This window comes from Tardiphaga sp. OK245, assembly GCF_900108575.1.
Lineage (GTDB): Bacteria > Pseudomonadota > Alphaproteobacteria > Rhizobiales > Xanthobacteraceae > Tardiphaga > Tardiphaga robiniae.
Window position 1 is genome coordinate 404293 of the sequence record NZ_FNWZ01000005.1, and the last position, 16505, is coordinate 420797.

17 protein-coding genes are annotated in these 16505 nt (G+C 62.1%); 8 read left to right on the forward strand and 9 right to left on the reverse strand.

Annotated features, from left to right (window positions below):
• Positions 1-215 precede the first annotated feature (215 nt).
• From BLW80_RS25000 to BLW80_RS25020, 5 genes are read left to right on the forward strand one after another with little or no spacing between them, the layout of a single operon-like run.
• Positions 216-1043, forward strand: coding sequence for an alpha/beta fold hydrolase (locus BLW80_RS25000; protein WP_093760666.1), 828 nt, complete (start codon positions 216-218; stop codon positions 1041-1043).
• Positions 1040-2323 (forward strand): acyl-CoA dehydrogenase family protein, encoded by a 1284-nt coding sequence (locus BLW80_RS25005; RefSeq protein WP_231077637.1) that lies wholly within the window; start codon positions 1040-1042, stop codon positions 2321-2323. Before BLW80_RS25000 ends, BLW80_RS25005 begins: the two co-directional genes overlap by 4 nt.
• A 2-nt stretch (positions 2324-2325) precedes the next feature.
• The gene (locus BLW80_RS25010; RefSeq protein ID WP_093760668.1) at positions 2326-3864 is read left to right on the forward strand and encodes a class I adenylate-forming enzyme family protein; all 1539 of its coding nucleotides are present in this window, start codon (positions 2326-2328) and stop codon (positions 3862-3864) included.
• Positions 3861-4955, forward strand: coding sequence for an NAD/NADP-dependent octopine/nopaline dehydrogenase family protein (locus BLW80_RS25015; RefSeq protein ID WP_093760670.1), 1095 nt, complete (start codon positions 3861-3863; stop codon positions 4953-4955). The genes BLW80_RS25010 and BLW80_RS25015 overlap by 4 nt, the downstream gene beginning before the upstream one ends.
• Positions 4952-5935 (forward strand): 3-hydroxybutyryl-CoA dehydrogenase, encoded by a 984-nt coding sequence (locus BLW80_RS25020; protein WP_093760672.1) that lies wholly within the window; start codon positions 4952-4954, stop codon positions 5933-5935. The genes BLW80_RS25015 and BLW80_RS25020 overlap by 4 nt, the downstream gene beginning before the upstream one ends.
• Before the next feature lie 141 nt (positions 5936-6076).
• Here the strand turns inward: BLW80_RS25020 and BLW80_RS25025 are convergent, their stop codons facing one another.
• The 9 genes from BLW80_RS25025 to BLW80_RS25070 all read right to left on the reverse strand — a co-directional run bounded on the left by BLW80_RS25025 (position 6077) and on the right by BLW80_RS25070 (position 14286).
• Positions 6077-6841: an ABC transporter permease gene (locus BLW80_RS25025; RefSeq protein WP_093760674.1), complete on the reverse strand. Its 765-nt coding sequence runs from the start codon at positions 6839-6841 to the stop codon at positions 6077-6079.
• Positions 6842-6848: 7 nt separating this feature from the next.
• Complete coding sequence (locus BLW80_RS25030) at positions 6849-7631, reverse strand: ABC transporter permease (RefSeq protein WP_093760676.1); 783 nt, start codon at positions 7629-7631, stop codon at positions 6849-6851.
• Complete coding sequence (locus BLW80_RS25035) at positions 7631-8473, reverse strand: ABC transporter ATP-binding protein (protein ID WP_244528451.1); 843 nt, start codon at positions 8471-8473, stop codon at positions 7631-7633. The genes BLW80_RS25030 and BLW80_RS25035 overlap by 1 nt, the downstream gene beginning before the upstream one ends.
• Before the next feature lie 197 nt (positions 8474-8670).
• Positions 8671-8925 carry a DUF3297 family protein gene (locus BLW80_RS25040; protein WP_089267433.1) on the reverse strand — a complete coding sequence of 85 codons (255 nt, stop codon included), beginning with the start codon at positions 8923-8925 and terminating at the stop codon, positions 8671-8673.
• A complete protein-coding gene (locus BLW80_RS25045) occupies positions 8922-9398 on the reverse strand; it encodes a glutathione peroxidase (RefSeq protein WP_093760680.1) in 477 nt (158 codons plus the stop codon). The genes BLW80_RS25040 and BLW80_RS25045 overlap by 4 nt, the downstream gene beginning before the upstream one ends.
• A gap of 14 nt (positions 9399-9412) precedes the next feature.
• Positions 9413-10816, reverse strand: coding sequence for an amidase family protein (locus tag BLW80_RS25050; protein ID WP_093761157.1), 1404 nt, complete (start codon positions 10814-10816; stop codon positions 9413-9415).
• A gap of 800 nt (positions 10817-11616) precedes the next feature.
• The gene (locus BLW80_RS25060; RefSeq protein ID WP_093760684.1) at positions 11617-12183 is read right to left on the reverse strand and encodes a c-type cytochrome; all 567 of its coding nucleotides are present in this window, start codon (positions 12181-12183) and stop codon (positions 11617-11619) included.
• A 215-nt stretch (positions 12184-12398) separates the two neighbouring features.
• Positions 12399-13781 (reverse strand): PQQ-dependent sugar dehydrogenase, encoded by a 1383-nt coding sequence (locus BLW80_RS25065; protein ID WP_093760686.1) that lies wholly within the window; start codon positions 13779-13781, stop codon positions 12399-12401.
• Positions 13782-14028: 247 nt separating this feature from the next.
• Positions 14029-14286, reverse strand: coding sequence for a DUF6894 family protein (locus BLW80_RS25070; protein ID WP_089267437.1), 258 nt, complete (start codon positions 14284-14286; stop codon positions 14029-14031).
• Between the two features lie 291 nt (positions 14287-14577).
• Here BLW80_RS25070 and pqqA point away from each other — a divergent pair, with 291 nt between their 5' ends.
• From pqqA to pqqC, 3 genes are all read left to right on the forward strand, one after another.
• Complete coding sequence (gene pqqA, locus BLW80_RS25075; protein WP_089267584.1) at positions 14578-14658, forward strand: pyrroloquinoline quinone precursor peptide PqqA; 81 nt, start codon at positions 14578-14580, stop codon at positions 14656-14658.
• A gap of 108 nt (positions 14659-14766) precedes the next feature.
• On the forward strand, positions 14767-15696 hold the full coding sequence (pqqB, locus tag BLW80_RS25080; RefSeq protein WP_093760688.1) for a pyrroloquinoline quinone biosynthesis protein PqqB: 930 nt from the start codon (positions 14767-14769) through the stop codon (positions 15694-15696).
• Between the two features lie 32 nt (positions 15697-15728).
• Positions 15729-16499, forward strand: coding sequence for a pyrroloquinoline-quinone synthase PqqC (gene pqqC, locus BLW80_RS25085; RefSeq protein WP_093760690.1), 771 nt, complete (start codon positions 15729-15731; stop codon positions 16497-16499).
• Positions 16500-16505 lie beyond the last annotated feature (6 nt).

Here is a 16505-nt window from a genome sequence, read left to right on the forward strand (position 1 = left end):
TTTAAACCTAAAGAAATTCCGGACAAGGGCGATGGCCGGACATCACAACATCGCCAAGCGGCAGGCGCATGGTCCATCACTCGGAGACCCGACCTCTAACAACGACGTGCCTCCGGATGAGGCAATCCACAACCCTTTAAGTCTAAAACTATCGCTTTTCATATATCTCGGACATGCTAGGATCGCCCTTGTCCGACAGCACAGGAGGCCTATGCGTGCCAAATTCTGCAGCCCTGACGACGAAGGACGGCCGCTTCGGCTTTGAGGCCAAAGGCGATTCCGCGGCAACGCCGCTGGTGTTTCTGCATGGGATCGGCGGCGCCGGCCGCGGCTGGCGCCACCAGCTCGAAGCATTCGGCGACCGCTACTACGCCATCGGCTGGGACATGCCGGGCTATGGCGGTTCGAAGCAACTTGAGGCTCCCAGCATCCCAGCCTTCGCCGAGGCGCTGAAGGACTTTCTCACGCAGATTGGCGCCAGGAAACCGGTGCTGGTCGGCCATTCCATTGGCGGCATGATCGTGCAGCGCTTCATGGTGGACTATCCCGATCTCGCCGGCGCCATCGTGCTGGCGCAGACCACCTCCGCCTTCGGCAGCTCCGACGGCGAATGGCAGAAGAATTTCATCGACGCCCGGCTTGGCCCGCTCGACCGTGGCGAGACCATGGTGTCGATGGCGCCGAAGCTGGTGGCAGGCCTGATCGGCGACAATCCGGATCCTGCCGGCCTTGAACTCGCACGCGACTGCATGGCCGCTGTGAAGCCCGACACCTACCGCGCCTCGATGAAGGCGATGATCGGCTTCGATCTGCGCAAGAACATTGCGGACATCAAAATACCGACTTTAGTCCTATCGGGATCGAAAGACAACAACGCGCCCGCGAAAACCATGGCCAAGATGGCGACCTTCGTGCCCGGCTCGACCTATGTCGAACTCGAAGGCGTCGGCCATCTCGCCAGTTTCGAACGCCCGCACGAATTCAATGAAGTACTCGCCGACTTCCTCAAAACCAGCCACAACCTTTCGGGGTCATCCTCATGAACAAGCCTGCCAGCAAGCCCGATCTCGACAGCATCGTTCTCGACAAGCCGATGTTCGATCCGAAGGCCTATCGTCTCGACGACGAGCAGGCCGGGCTGATCGCCAAGGCGCGCGAGCTGGCACAGGCCAATTTCGCCGGTCGCGCGGCGAAGTGGGATACCGAGGCCACCTTCCCGCTCGAGAACTACAAGGACCTGCACAAGGCGGGTCTGCTGGGCATTTCGATCCCGAAAGCCAATGGCGGTTCGGGCGCCGGCTATCAGACCTATTCGCTCGCTGCCGCCGAGATCGGCCGTTATTGCGGCGCCACGGCACTCACCTGGAACATGCATGTCTGCTCGACGCTGTGGTCCGGCCCGCTGGCCGATGACCTCGACATGGATGACCAGATGCGCGCCGAACAGCACCGCCGCCGCGCCATCCACTACAAGCGCATCGTCGAAGACGGCGCGATCTATTCGCAGCCGTTCTCCGAAGGCGGCGCAGCAGCCGCCGGCGGCGTTGCGTTCGGAACCGAAGCGAAGCCCGTCAAAGGCGGCTGGATCGTCAACGGCAAGAAGATCTTTGCGTCGCTGTCGGGCTTCGCCGATTACTACGGCGTGCTCTGCACCGAAGTCGCTGAGGGTGAGAAGGCTTCGCGCCGCAACACGCTGTATCTGGCGATTTCCGCCAAGTCCGAAGGCGTCTCCGTCGTTGGCGACTGGGACCCATTGGGCATGCGCGGCACGGTCTCCCGCACGCTGATCTTCAAGGACGTGTTCGTTCCGGAAGATGCAGCGCTGATGCCGCGCGGCGTCTACTTCCAGGCCGCGATGCGCTGGCCGCACATGTTCCTGACGCTGTCGCCGACTTACGTCGGTCTCGCGCAGGCATCGTACGATTTCACCGTGAAGTATCTCCGCGGCGAAATCCCGGGCATGCCGCCAGTCAAGCGGCGGATGTATCCGACCAAGCAGATCGCCGTGGCGCAGATGCAGATCAAGCTCGAACAGCTCAAGTCGACCTGGTTCCAGGCCGTGACCGAAGCCTGTGCCAATCCGAGCAAGGAGCAGGTGCTGCGCGCCTACGCCGCCCAGTACACCGTGATGGAAGGCGCCAACGAACTCGCCGCACTGGCGATCCGCACCTGCGGCGGTCAGGCCATGCTGAAGACGCTGCCGCTGGAGCGCATCTATCGTGACAGCCGCTGCGGTGCGCTGATGCTGCCCTGGACCGCCGAGCTTTGCCTCGACCGTATCGGCCGCGAGGCACTCTATGAGGCCGGTGAGAAAGACGAGTAATCGTGGATCTCTCCAGCCTCATCGCCCGCAACGCCGCGTTCACGCCAGACAAGCCCGCGATTCATTTCGAGGGCAAGACGCTCAGCTACGCCGTGTTCAACGCGCGGATCGAGGCGACGGCGAAGGCACTGAAGACGGAATGCGGCGTTGGTCGCGGTGATCGCGTCGCAATCCTGAGCATGAACAGGCCGGACTATCTCGTTCTGCTCTATGCCTGTGCCCGGCTTGGCGCGATCATGGTGCCACTCAACTGGCGGCTCGCAGTCGCCGAGCAACTGTTCATTCTCTCTGACGCCTCCGTGAAGGTGCTGGTGCTTGAGGAAGGCTTTGCGGCAATCCTGCCGTCGCTTGCGAAGGAGTTGCCGGATACGCGCGTGATCGCGCTCGATTTCGCGCCTGATGCCCCCGGCCAGACCTTCGACACCCTGCTCGCACGCGCCTCGGGCGACGGCCGCAATCCGCATACCGACCTCTCCTGCCCGCTGCTGATCGTCTACACGTCAGGCACTACGGGCCGCCCGAAAGGCGCCGTGCTGCGCCAGGAAGCGCTGCTGTGGAACGGCGTGATGAGCCAGCACATGCATGGCCTCACGTCAGACGATCATGTCCTGACCGTGCTGCCCTTCTTCCATGTCGGCGGCCTCAACATCCAGACCACGCCGGCGCTGCATCACGGCGCTACCGTAACAATCCATGCGCGCTTCACACCCGACTCCACGCTGGAAGCGATCACGCGGGAGCGACCCACCCTGACCGTTTGGGTACCCGCGATCATTCAGGCGATGAGCGAGCATCCCGCCTGGACTGCGACCGACGTGTCCTGCCTCAAGGCCGTATCCACCGGCTCCAGCATCGTGCCGCCGCATCTGATCGAACGCCTGACAGCGCGCGGCATTCCCGTGCTGCAGGTCTATGGTTCAACCGAGACCTGCCCGATCTCGGTCTATACGCGGCTGGGCGGCGACCTGTCGCGTACGGGATCGACGGGTTTGCCCGGCCTGTGCTGCGAAGCCATCATCATCGACGACGACGGCAACGAGCTGCCTGCCACTGCCACCGGCGAGATCGCGGTGCGCGGCCCGAACGTGTTCTACGAATATTGGGGCAACGAGGGCGCGACGCGCGAGGCACTACATGACGGCTGGTATCGCACCGGCGATATCGGCACGCGCGACGATGACGGCTATTTCTGGGTCCATGACCGCAAGAAGAACATGATTATTTCCGGCGGCGAGAATGTCTATCCCGCCGAAGTCGAACGCGTGCTGCTCGAACATCCCGATGTCGCCGATTGCGGCGTCGTCGGTGTGCCCGATCCGAAATGGCAGGAAGTACCAGTCGCCTATGTGCTGCTGCGGCCGAATTGCAGCGTGACCGCCGAGACACTGAAGGCCCATGTGCTCACGCAGCTCGCCCGCTACAAGCAGCCGCGCGACATTGTGTTCGTCACAGACCTGCCGCGCACCGCGCTCGGCAAGGTGCAGCATTTCAAACTGAAGCAGGTTCAGGCGGCAACGCCGAGCGACGGAGAGACCAATTGAAGATCGCAGTATTGGGTGGCGGCAACGGTTCGTTCGCAGCCGCGGGTGATTTCGCACTGCAGGGCCATGACGTCCGCCTGTGGCGCCGCGACGCCGAGGCTGTCGCCGAACACAAGAAGGCCGGCTCGCGCATCAAGGTCAAGAATGCGCAGGGCACGCACGATACGCAATTGACGCTGGTAACGACGGACATTGCGGAAGCGATCAAGGACGTCGAACTGATCCTGTGCCCCGCACCCGCCTTTGCGCAGCCTGATATCGCCAAACGGATCGCGCCGCACCTCAAGGATGGCCAGGTGGTCTATCTGCCGCCGGCGACCTTCGGCTCGATGATCTTTGCCAAGGCCGCACATGACGCCGGCAACACCGCCAAGGTCGCCTTTGCGGAAACCGGTACACTGCCCTGGCTCGCGCGTAAGCACGGCCCGTTCGAGGTCGCCATCACCATCCGCGCCAAGCGTCTGCCGACCGGCGTGTTCCCGCTTCACATGATGGACTATGCCTGCAAGGTCATCGACAAGGCCTTCCCCGGCGTCATCGAGCCGTGTGGTGATGCGTTGTCCGGTGCGCTGATGAATGCCGGTCCGATCATTCATCCACCGCTGATCGTGATGAATGCCGGGCCATTGGAGCATTTCCCGACCTGGGACATTCACAAGGAAGGCACCCAGCCGGCGATCCGCCGCGTCACCGACGCGCTCGACGCCGAGCGCATCGCGATCCGCGAGGCCTTTGGTTACAACGGCGCGCATTTCCCACTGGCGGATCACTACGCCAAGGAAGGCGAAGAGTGGATGTATGGCCGCGGCTCGCATGATCGTCTCACCGACAGCGGTGACTGGCGCGAGCACATCGTGCTCACCGAGCATCGCTACATGCGCGAGGACCTGCGCACCGGCCTGTCGTTTTTCCTGTCCTGCGCCCAGCTCGCTGGCGTCAAAACGCCACTGGTCAAGGCGTTCCTCGCGATTGGCGGCGCGATCTGCGGCGAGAACTTCCTGCAGGGTGGCCGCACACTCGCAAGCCTCGGCTTCGGCGATCTCGATCAGGCCGCGCTGCTGAAGCTACTGCGCGAAGGCTTTGCCGCATGAGCGCCCGTCCCGCCATTGCTTGTCTCGGCGCGGGCCGCATGGGCCGCGGCATTGCCGTTGCCTTTGCCTATGCCGGCCACAATGTCGCGATCGTCGACTTCAAGGCGCGCGACCTCGACAAGTTCAGGGCACTGGAAGCCGAGGCACTGGGCGAGATCCGCAAGACCTTTGCCAGCATGGCGCGGTTCGGCCTGCTCACTGAGGTTGATATCGAGACGCTGGTGTCGCGCGTCAGCGTCGTGCCGGAAGCCGGCGCAGGTGCCGCACTGAGCAGTTCCGCCATCATATTCGAAGGCGTGCCTGAAGTGCTCGACCAGAAGCGTGAGGCGCTGGCGCGCGCCTCACAACTCGCAGGCCCCACGCCGATCATCGCATCGACGACGTCGACCATCCTCGTCGATGACATCTCCAGCGCCGTCGAGCATCCCGAGCGCTTCCTCAACGCACACTGGCTGAACCCGGCCTATCTCGTGCCACTGGTCGAAGTCTCGCCCGGCGCCAAGACCGATCCGGCGATCACCGCACGCGTGAAGGAGATGCTCGAAGGCATCGGCAAGGTCCCCGTAGTTTGCGCCGCGACGCCCGGCTATATCGTGCCGCGTATCCAGGCGATGGCCATGAACGAAGCCGCGCGCATGGTCGAGGAAGGTGTTGCCAGCCCCGAGGATATCGACAAGGCGATCAAATACGGCTTCGGATTCCGCTTCGCAGTGCTGGGCCTCTTGGAATTCGTCGATTGGGGCGGCGGCGATATTCTGTATTACGCCAGCAAGTATCTCACCGGTGCGCTGAACAACGACCGCTACGCGTCGCCGGAGATCGTCGGCCGCAACATGGCCGAAGGCCGCATCGGCCTCAAGACGGGCGAAGGTTTCCTCAATTATGAGGGGCTCGATGTCGATGCCTATCGCGAGGGGCGGCTATCGGCATTCGTGGATCTGCTGAAGCACTTCCAGTTGCAGAAGCCGCCGGTGCTTTGAGACACCGCGCTCTACTCTCTCGTCATGCCCGGGCTTGACCCGGGCATTCATCTTTGCCGCAAACGCCGAAGATAGTTGGATGGCCGGGTCAAGCCCGGCCATGACGAACATTGGCAGATGAGTTCGGCGGCTGAGCCGACCTCACACTTCCGGAAAGCCCCGCAGCAGATAGCTGCGCAGCCAGTGCAGCAGGCTGTTCAGGATCAGACCCAGCATCGAGATCATGATCAGCGGGACGAACATGTCCACGGTCTGGAACGTGCGCGCAGCCTGGACCAGCATGTGACCGAGGCCGTCGGTCGAGGTGATCATCTCCGCCAAGAATACCACGATGCAGGAGATCACGAGGCCGATGCGGCAGCCGGTGAGGATCGATGGCATCGCGGCGGGCAGCACCACCTTGAACAGGATCTGCCAGCGCGGCGTGCCGGCGGCCATCGCCGACCAGATCAGCTTCTGCTCGACCATCGACGCGCCGTAATAGGTCGAGAGCAGGATCGGGAACAGCGCGTCGGCAGTCACCAGCGTGATCTTGGAGGCATGGTCGAAGCCGAGGATCAGCAGCAGCGCGGGATACAGCGCGATCTTCGGGATCGGCGCCAGCACGCGCACCAGCGGCTTGACGACGGCATTGACTGCCGGGCTCACCGCCGCCGCAAGCCCGACGAACACGCCGACGACCACGGCAATGCCGAAGCCGGCGAACAGACGGATCAGCGTCGCGGCGATATCGTGCAGGAAATCGCCGTTGAAGAAATCCTTCGCCAGCTTTCCGAACACGGCGCCCGGCGGCGGCAACAAGCTCGTCGGCGCGAAGCCGAAGGAGATCAGCGACTGCCACAGCGCGATGAACAGCACGATCGGCGTGATGCCCAGCAGAACCGAATTGATGCGTTCCTGGTTCATGTCGTGCTCACGTGAAGCTGAGAGGCATGTCGTCGCGCGGTTGCGACCAGCGCACCAGCGACAGGCGAAGCTTCTCGAAGGCCGCGTCGAAGATGATGCCCATGGCGCCGATGATCAGGATCATCGCAAACACCGTGTCGTATTGTGCCATGTCGAGCGAGTTGAACAGGATGTTGCCGGCGCCGGACTGGCGCGCGATCATCTCGGAGGTGATCATGGTGATCAGCGCCAGCACCAGACCCGTGCGGCAACCCGTGAGAATTTCAGGCAGTGCTGCCGGCAACACGATGCGGAGCATGCGCATCGGCGCCGACATGCCCATCGCCGCACCGGACCACAGCATCTTTTCTTCGACGGCCTTGGAGCCCTGGAAAGCGTGATAGATGATCGGCAGGCTGACGCCGAGGAAGATGACAAGGATCTTGGAGACGTCGCCGACGCCCATCCACAGCATGATGATGGGCATCAGCGCTGCTTTTGGCACCGGATAGATGATCATCATCAGCGGATTGAAGAAGGCCGCGACAGCCTTGATGCGCCCCATCAGCAGACCGAGCGGGATCGCAAACATTACTGCGAGCACGAGGCCGATGGCCATACGACGGATGGAATCGAGAATGTTCAGCAGCGATCCCTTGTCCCCGAGGATCGACGGAATGGCCTTGATCGACTCCAGAGCCGTTGGGAAGCTTTCGGTATCCAGCCGCAGCGAGGCAATCTGCCAGACACACAGCAACCCGATGCAGGCGAACAATGGCGAAAGTGTCTTGAGCACCCCGCGCACAGTCATCACAGATGGTCCTTGCCGTCGTCGATCATCTTTTCGATGTCGACGATGTATTTCTGGAACCGTGCGTCGAGCAGCAGATCGGCGCGCTTGCGCGGCCGCGGCAGATCGATATCGACGATTTCCTTGATCGAGCCCGGCGAGCGCGACATCACGATCACCTTGTCTGAGAGATAGACGGCTTCCTCGACCGAATGGGTGACGAACAGCACCGTCTTGCGCTGTGTATCCCAGATGTCGAGCAGATCGTTCTGCAGCCGCGTGCGGGTATGCGCATCGAGCGCGCCGAACGGCTCATCCATCAGCAGCACGGCGGGATCATAAGCCAGCGTGCGCGCGATCGCGACGCGCTGCTTCATGCCGCCGGAGAGTTCTTTCGGATAGAAATTCTCGTAGCCCTTGAGGCCGACCATCTCGAGCAGCTTGCGGCCGCGCGTTTCGGCTTCAGCCTTCTTCATGCCCTGCTGGCGCATGCCATACATGACATTGCCGAGCACGTTCTTCCACGGGAAAAGCGCGAATTCCTGAAACACCGGACCGCGATCCGGACCCGGTCCCGTGATCGCCTTGCCCTTCACCTTGGCAACGCCATCGGTGGGCTGCACGAAGCCGCCGACGATATAGAGCAAGGTCGACTTGCCGCAGCCTGAGGGTCCGAGGATCGAGACGAAGGCACCGTCTTCGATGGTGAGGTTGATATCCGACAGCGCCAGATGGCTTTGCTTGCCGGAGGTCTGGAAGCGCTGCGAGACGTGCTCGATCTCGATCATGGCTGAAGCGGGTTTGCGGCCGGAAACCGGTTCCGACTCGGCGTGAGCGTCCGAACGTAGCGACACCACCTGCATTCCCGGTCCTTCATTTGCCATGCACGCATTGCAATCACGACGGCCCGACTGTGTCCATCATGCTGACGGACGCAGCGTAGCCGGAAACTGCAATTACTTTAAGCTTCAAATTTATGCGGGCAACGCCTTTTTGCTAGTCAGCGCGTGCCGCGAACAGGGCAGCTTCCCGCAGCAGGACTTTCGGCGTTTTTGGTGCGTTAGTCGCGGAAATACGGCTCAACAGAGCCGGTCAGCTTGATCAGCAGCGGATTGCCGTACCGGTCCTTTGCCGCGCCGGCGGGCACCTTCACCCAGCCTTCGCTGACGCAATATTCTTCGACATTGGTCTTCTCGGCGCCCTTGAAGCGAATGCCGACATCGCGCTGCAGCACTTCGGCATTGTAGAACGGGCTTCGCGGATCGGTGGACAGGCGATCGGGCAGATCGGCTGATGCGTTGGTGTTGTCGGTCATAGCAGCGCCTCGATTTTCTCTCGCAGTGATTCAGGTTTGGCGGTCGGCGCAAAACGCTCGACGACCCGTCCGGAACGGTCGACCAGGAATTTGGTAAAATTCCATTTGATCCCCGAACCCAGCAATCCGGACTTTTCAGATTTCAGGTAATTATACAATGGATGCGCGTGAGCGCCATTCACGTCGATCTTCTCAAACAGTGGGAAGGTGATGTGGTAATTGGCCTCGCAGAAGCTCTCGATCGCCTTGGCGTCGCCCGGCTCCTGCGCGCCGAACTGGTTGCAGGGAAAGCCCAGCACGGAAAATCCGCGCGACGCAAAATCCTGCTGCAGCTTCTCCAGCCCGGCATATTGCGGCGTGAATCCGCAGGCGCTGGCGGTATTGACGATCAGCAGCACCTTTCCTTCGAACTGCTTGAGCGCGACAGGCTCACCTGTCAGTGCGTTCGCAGAAAAATCGGAGATGCCGGTCATCGCACTGATCCCTCTCAGGCCGTCACGGGGTCGCAAGGCATCGGCGGGGTACCGCCGGCCTCGATGGCTTCGCCGGCCAGCAGACACAGATCCTCGCGGTAACGGCCGGCGACGAGTTGCACGCCGGTCGGCGCACGGCCGACAAGACCCGTGGCGACGCTGAGCGCCGGCAGGCCCATGAAGGGAATTCCAATTTGTGGCATCTGGGCGGCCCAGACGCGATCGAACGATTCCTGGCCCTGCATATCCAGATGATCCGGGAACGGCAGCTCTCCGGACATCGGCATCAGCACCACGGCATAGCGCTGCAAGAACATTTCCCAGTCGCGCACGAAGGTGGAACGGCGCACCAGCGCGCGGGACAGGCCGCCATTCTCGAAGTCCTTGAGCTTGTCCTTCTGTCCGCGCAGACAGACCAGTGCTGCGGGATCGCCCTCGCGTTCGGCCGCATCCAGCATGCCCTGATAGCCATCGCCGAACCAGAGCTGCGTCTGCAAGGCGGCGGCCTCGCGCAGGGCCGGCGTGTTCTCGACTTCCTCGACGACCCACCCTGCCAGCTCCAGCCGCTTGCCGGCATCGCGCACAGCGGCTTCGACATCGGAGGTGATGGCGAGCCCGTCGGGCCGCAGGCACATGGCGGCGCGCTTCTCGCGCGTCGGTCCTTCGAGCGGCGCCGGCACCCACCAGGGATCGCGCGCGTCGGGCTGCGACATCGCGGCGAGGCCAAGACGGACATCGTTGATGGTGCGCGCCAGCGGGCCGGACACCGCGGTGATCTGGCCGGAAATGATGCGCTCGGGCAGCGCCTGATTGTAAGCCGCGATGCGGCCGAGCGTGGGACGCAACCCGTGCACGCCGCAGGCATAAGCGGGATAGCGAATCGAGCCCGCGATATCGGTACCATGAGCGATATGACCGATGCCGGCGGCGACCGCGCTGCCTGCGCCGCCAGACGAGCCGCCCGGCGTCAGCGAGGGATCGCGCGGGTTTTTGGTATCACCATAGAGCTGATTGGTGGTGAACCAGCGATAGGAAAATGCCGGGCAATTGGTGCGGCCGATGATGACGGCGCCAGCCTTCAGCAGATTGTCGATCACCGGGCTGTTGGTCTTAGCGATGATCTCGTTCTGGATCTTTACGCCATTCGATGTCGGATAGGTCGCGTAGTCGATATTCACTTTGACGGTGATGGGCACGCCGCCGAGCGGGCCGACATCGTCGCCGCGCGCAATCGCCGCATCGACCGCATCCGCCCGTGCCAGCGCCTCATTGGGTCGATGGTCGACCACGGCATTGATGGCAGGGTTCACAGCATCGAGCCGTGCGAGGCCAGCCACCGTCGCCTCCTTGGCGGACACCTTGCGGTCGCGAATGAGTGCGGAGAGGTCAGTTGCCGACAGGCGCCAGAGATCGTTCATGCAGTGCTCCATTGCTTGTCGCTTGTTAACGCAGGCGGCCGGAGATTGCCAATCGGCCAAACGCTCGCATTCTCGCGGCGCCGAAGCGTCCGAGGTTTGCGCATTCCTTCCCGCCCCCCTTGTGAGAGGGCGTGCGGAACGCCGGGTGCCCGTTGCACCCTTGGGCCTGATGCGAATGCGGTCTTCCGCAATTGAGAGTGCATCAGGACTTTCGGAGGCGCCGAGCAAGTGCCCGACGTTCCGCATACGGTGTTTTTTCGGTTGCCTGCACATCTGCCATGGCGAACGGTCCCATCACCAAAATTAATGTCCCAGGGCGGAGGGACAGGGTAGCCTCAAGCGAGTAAGCCGAACGCGTTTTGACTTGGTCGTCCGTCACACTGTCCAGGGAGTCTTTCCATCCCAAGATCGGCCGTCTCCTTGCCAGTGGCAGTGCTGGCGCAGATCCGTCCTGCCCGAAGACAGACGTCACCCGTGAACCGCGTAACGCCGCATCTCCGGCGTCCACCGCATCCAGCCCCGCGAACGTGACGATCGCACTCGCCCCTCTCATCGGGGCCGGACGAAGGGGAAAATAATCCACGTCGGGATATTGTCAATAAGAAATAGGAAAAAATGTTAGGTGCTGGCTCGCCGCCCCACACTCGTCATTCCGGGGCGTGGCCGGCTCTTGCCGGATGCGAACCCGAAATCCCAGCATGTTCAGCAAAACACTTCGAGATTCCGGGTTCGCGCTCTGCCGGCTTCGCCGGCGTCGCGCGCCCCGGAATGACCAGGAGCGGCGTATCCGCCGCTCCTGGTCACTTCACCCTTGCGAGAAAATAAGCCAGCTCCACGATCTGCGCTTCGGAGATCGACTGCATCACATCGGCCATGGTGGCATCGTAACCATGGCGGGAGTTGTCCTTGTATTCGCGCATGGTCTTGGCGAGGTAGTCCTCGCGCTGATTGGCGATGCGCGGAATGTTGTCGCGGCCGGAGAAATCAGCGTTGTGGCAGCTATCGCAGCGGAATTGCGAGGTCAGCGCCCTGGCGGCCTGCATCCGCGCGGGATCCCCGGCTTCGAGCGCGGCCGGCTTCGGCAGCGTGGCGAGATAGTCCGAGAACAGGCGCAGGTCGTCGTCGGTGAAATCCTTCACCATGTCATTCATCGGCTCCGCGACGCGGAGCTTCTCGCGAAACATGTAGATCTGGATCAGGGAATAAGCCGGCTGCTGCGCGCCGAGCGACGGCGTGTTCTCGGTTGCGGAGACACCCTTCTCGCCGTGACAACCGAGGCACGGCGCGGCCCGCTCGGTGATGGGTTCGGCGGCGAAGAGTGGGGACGTCGAGAGAAAAAGAGCTACGATGACGGCAAACGGGCGCATCGGCTTTGAACTTTCTGAATACTGAAACTCCGGCGTGGCGAATTCCTTCTCCCCGCTTGCGGGGAGAAGGTGAGGATGAGGGGGACTCTCACCGCGCTCGGAGCAAGTGGAGAGTCCCCCTCACCCGACTTTCACGCGCTTCGCGCGTTGCAGTCGACCTCTCCCCGCCCGGCGAAGCAAAGCTTCGCTAGGCGGGGAGAGGTGAGAAAACGTCGTCACTTCGCGCCCGCCACCTTCTGCTTGCCATAGGTGATGCGATAGATCGCGCCGTTCCAGTCGTCGGAGACCAGCAGCGATCCGTCCTTCATCTGCAGCACGTCGACGGGGCGGCCGACATATTTGTTGTCCTCGATGAAGCCGGTCAGGAACGGCTCGACGGATTTCACCGTGCCGTCCTTGTTGAGCTTCGCGACAACGACGTCACCGCCGAGCTTCGTTGTCTTGTTCCAGGAACCATGGCGCGCGATGAAGATCGCATCCTTGTAGGCGGCCGGGAACATCTTGCCGGTGTAGAACCGCATGCCCAGTGCCGCCGTATGCGACCCGAGCAGGCCGACCGGCGCGGTGTAGTCGGCGCAGGACTTGCCCCAGCCGAATTCCGGATCGAGGATATTGCCCTGCAGGCAATATGGCGCGCCGAAATCTTCACCCGCCTTGGTGACACGGTTGAGTTCATCCTCCGGCACCGCTTCCGACATCCAGTCGCGGCCGTTGTCTGTAAAGTACATCTGCTTGGTGGTCGGATTCCAGTCGAAACCGACGGTGTTGCGGACACCCTTCACATAGATCTCGGCGCCGGTGCCATCGAGATTCATGCGGCGGATCTGGCCATGGGCCTCGTCATGCAGCACGTTGTTGCCGGGCTGGCCGACCGGCACATAGAGCTTGTTGTCCGGCCCGATGCCGATGAACTTCCAGCCATGGGCTTCGTCCTTCGGCAGGTTGTCGTAGATCATGGTCGGCTTCGGCGGGTTTTCGAGATTGTCTTCCACCTTGTCGATCTTCGAGATCTTCGACAGTTCGGCGATGTAGAGCGTGCCGTCCTTGAAGGCGAGACCGTTCGGGCGATAGAGGCCAGAGGCCAGCACCTTTACCTGGCGCTTGCCGTCATTGTTGATGACCGCGTAGACCTTGTCGACAAGACGGGAGCCAACAAAGACCGTGCCCTTGTCGCCCTCGCGCATCGAGCGCGCATTGGCCATGCCGGCCGCATAGACTTCGATGTTGAAGCCGGCGGGCACTTTCAGTTTGGCAGTCGGCAGCTTGTCGGCGGCGGACGGAATCGGCGGCGGCGCGACGGGCGCGAGCTTGGCTGCGGCAGCGCCATCAGGACGACCGATCAGCGGCGAGCCGGGCGGCAGTGCAGGCGCGGCGGCAACGGCCGGTGCTGCGGGCGCCGGAGCGGCGGCTTGTGGTGCGGCCGGCGCAGGCGCCGCTGCGGGAGCAGCGGGCGCTGCACTTGGAGCTGCACTCGGAGCTGCTGCAGGAGCCGGTGTTGCAGGTGATGTATCGGACTGCTGGGCAAAAGCGCCGCTTGTAAAGACACCGATAAACGCACCGGCAAGCAATGCCCGGCGCGCGGACGTGTAGACACTCATGGATCTCTCCCCTTTTTACGGAAGCCTTCTCTGCTCGCAGCACATGAGATGCGCCGCCCCCGAGGCTTTCCGGATCGCACTGTTGGATATTTTTATGTCGCTGCGCAATCAAAACATCACGCGCGAGCAAGCCTGTGCGGATTCCCGCAATCGGCCAGAGCCTTCTCGGTTCTGATAGAATCAGAACCGAGAAGGCTCTGGCTTTTTGTATTGACGCGAACCGGTGCCCACGTCGCTCGACAACGCTCTAGTGCCGCGTTGCGGACTCATCGGTGGCATCGAGCAGTGCTTCGGTGAACGGAAATTCAAGCACGATCTCGCCGTCCTTGTCCGTGACTTCCAGCACCGCTTTGAGCAGATCGCTCGGCGTGCCCTCGGAGCGCAGCAATTGCAGGATCATCGACCGCGCCACATCCCAGGCATGATCGGGATCCCGCAGCTCCTCGCCTTCGGGATCGACCACCAGCTCGTCGTTGATGCGTGTGTTGAAGAAATAAAGCGGCATGGCAATTCTCTTGGCACTGGGCTTGGACGCGGACGCAGAAGACCTCAAACCACGCGAATATCCCGGAAGATGCGGCGGGCTGAGGACGAAACGATGCCTTTCAACCAAAGGCCTTCGCTATCTATGGAACGTTCTCGCCATTGCAATGTTGCAGCGCAATCGATTGTGCACTGCACGCATATTGTACCCCCATCGCTTCACATTGTGATGACGAAGTTGTTGGCGAACCTTTGAGCAGGGATTAGAGTTGTGGTTATGCAGTACCTGACTGCAGAGAAGCGGGAGATAAATATGGCCTGGAAAGCACCGAAGATCGTCGAAGTTGCAGTCGGCATGGAAATCAACATGTACGCCTGCGCGGCGCGCAAGTAAGACTTGAGCTCACGCTAAGATCTTAAGTTTTGGGGGGCGCCTTCGTCACTGACGGGCGCCCCGCGTCTTTTTACGAGACGCGAATTGGCCGGGATTCAGGGCGATCTCATGTTGCGTGTTGTCGTTCTTGGAGCCGCGGCCGGCGGCGGTGTTCCGCAGTGGAATTGCGGATGCCGGATTTGTCGTGCGGCGCGCAGCGAGCGACCCGAACTGCAGAGCGGCCAGGCCTCCATCGCGGTGTCGGCCGACAATGCCAACTGGTTCCTGATCAATGCCTCGCCCGACCTGCGACAACAGGTCACCGATACGCCCCAGCTTCACCCCCACCCCGATCATGTCAGACACTCGCCGATCGCGGGCGTGATCCTCACCAATGGCGAGGTCGATGCGGTGGCCGGGCTCTTGTCGATGCGGGAAGGTTCGCCATTTACAATCTATGCGCACACACGTGTGCTGGCGATCCTGAAAGCCAACAGCATTTTCAACGTGCTCTCGGACAAGAACGTGCGCCGCGAAGCCATCGAGATTGATACGTCTTTCGAACCGAAGCTGCAGGATGGCGTGCCGTCCGGCCTGGAGATGCTGCCCTTCACCGTGCCCGGCAAAAGCGCGTGGTATCTCGAAGGCCAGGCGCATCCGGCCGGCGAGGATGGTGACGGCGATACGCTGGGACTGCGGATTGCCGAAAAGGCCACCGGCAAGCATTTCTATTTTATCGCCGCCTGCGCGCGGGTGACACCCGAACTGAAACAACGCATTTCCGGCGCGCCGCTGGTGTTCTTCGACGGCACCGTCTGGCGCGATGACGAACTCATCGCGGCAGGATTGGGCCAGAAGACCGGCCAGAGCATGGGGCATCTGTCGATGTCCGGCGTGGATGGCGCCATCAGTGAACTGGCCGATGCCGGCATCGCCAGAAAGTTCTTCCTGCACATCAACAATTCGAACCCGGCGCTGCTGCATGATTCCACCGAGCGCGCCGCATTGACCACCGCCGGCTGGCAGATTCCCGGCAATGGCATGGAGATCACGCTGTGAACGCCCCAGGTGCTACCCTGACAAGTGCAAACATGATCGGCGACAACGCCATTTCCGCCTATTCGATTTCAGCTGCCGTGCCGCTGGAGAATGCCGCGCAACTCGAAGACACGCTGCGCCATATCGGCGCGACGCGCTATCACAGCCTGCATCCGTTTCATAAGCTGCTGCACGGCGGCAAACTCAACAAGGGTCAGGTGCAGGCCTGGGCGCTGAACCGCTACTATTATCAGAGCACGATCCCCATCAAGGACGCGGTGGTGATCTCGCGCTTCCGCGACCGTGCGACGCGCGTGGAATGGCGGCACCGGATCGAGGATCACGACGGTGATACCGGCGCAGAAGGCGGTATCGAGCGCTGGCTGAAGCTAACCGAAGGGCTCGGCCTCGACTCAGCCTATGTGGAATCCACCGAAGGCATCCTGCCGGCGACGCGTTTTGCCGTGGAGGCCTATGTGCATTTCGTGCGCGACAGGACGCCGCTGGAGGCCATCGCCTCGTCGCTGACGGAACTGTTCGCACCCAACCTGCATGAAGAACGCATTTCCGGCATGCTGAAGCATTATGACTTCGTCAATCCGGACATCATGAGCTATTTCAGCCGCCGCCTGACCCAGGCGCCGCGCGATGCCGGCTTCGCGCTGGATTACGTCAAGCAGCATGCCACGACGCCGGCCGAGCGCCGCGCGGTTTGCAATGCACTGATCTTCAAGACCAATGTGTTGTGGGTGCAGCTCGATGCGCTGTATCATGCCTATGTGGACGGGCATGTGCCGCCGGGCGCGTTCGTCCCGGCCAAGTAAGAAGGC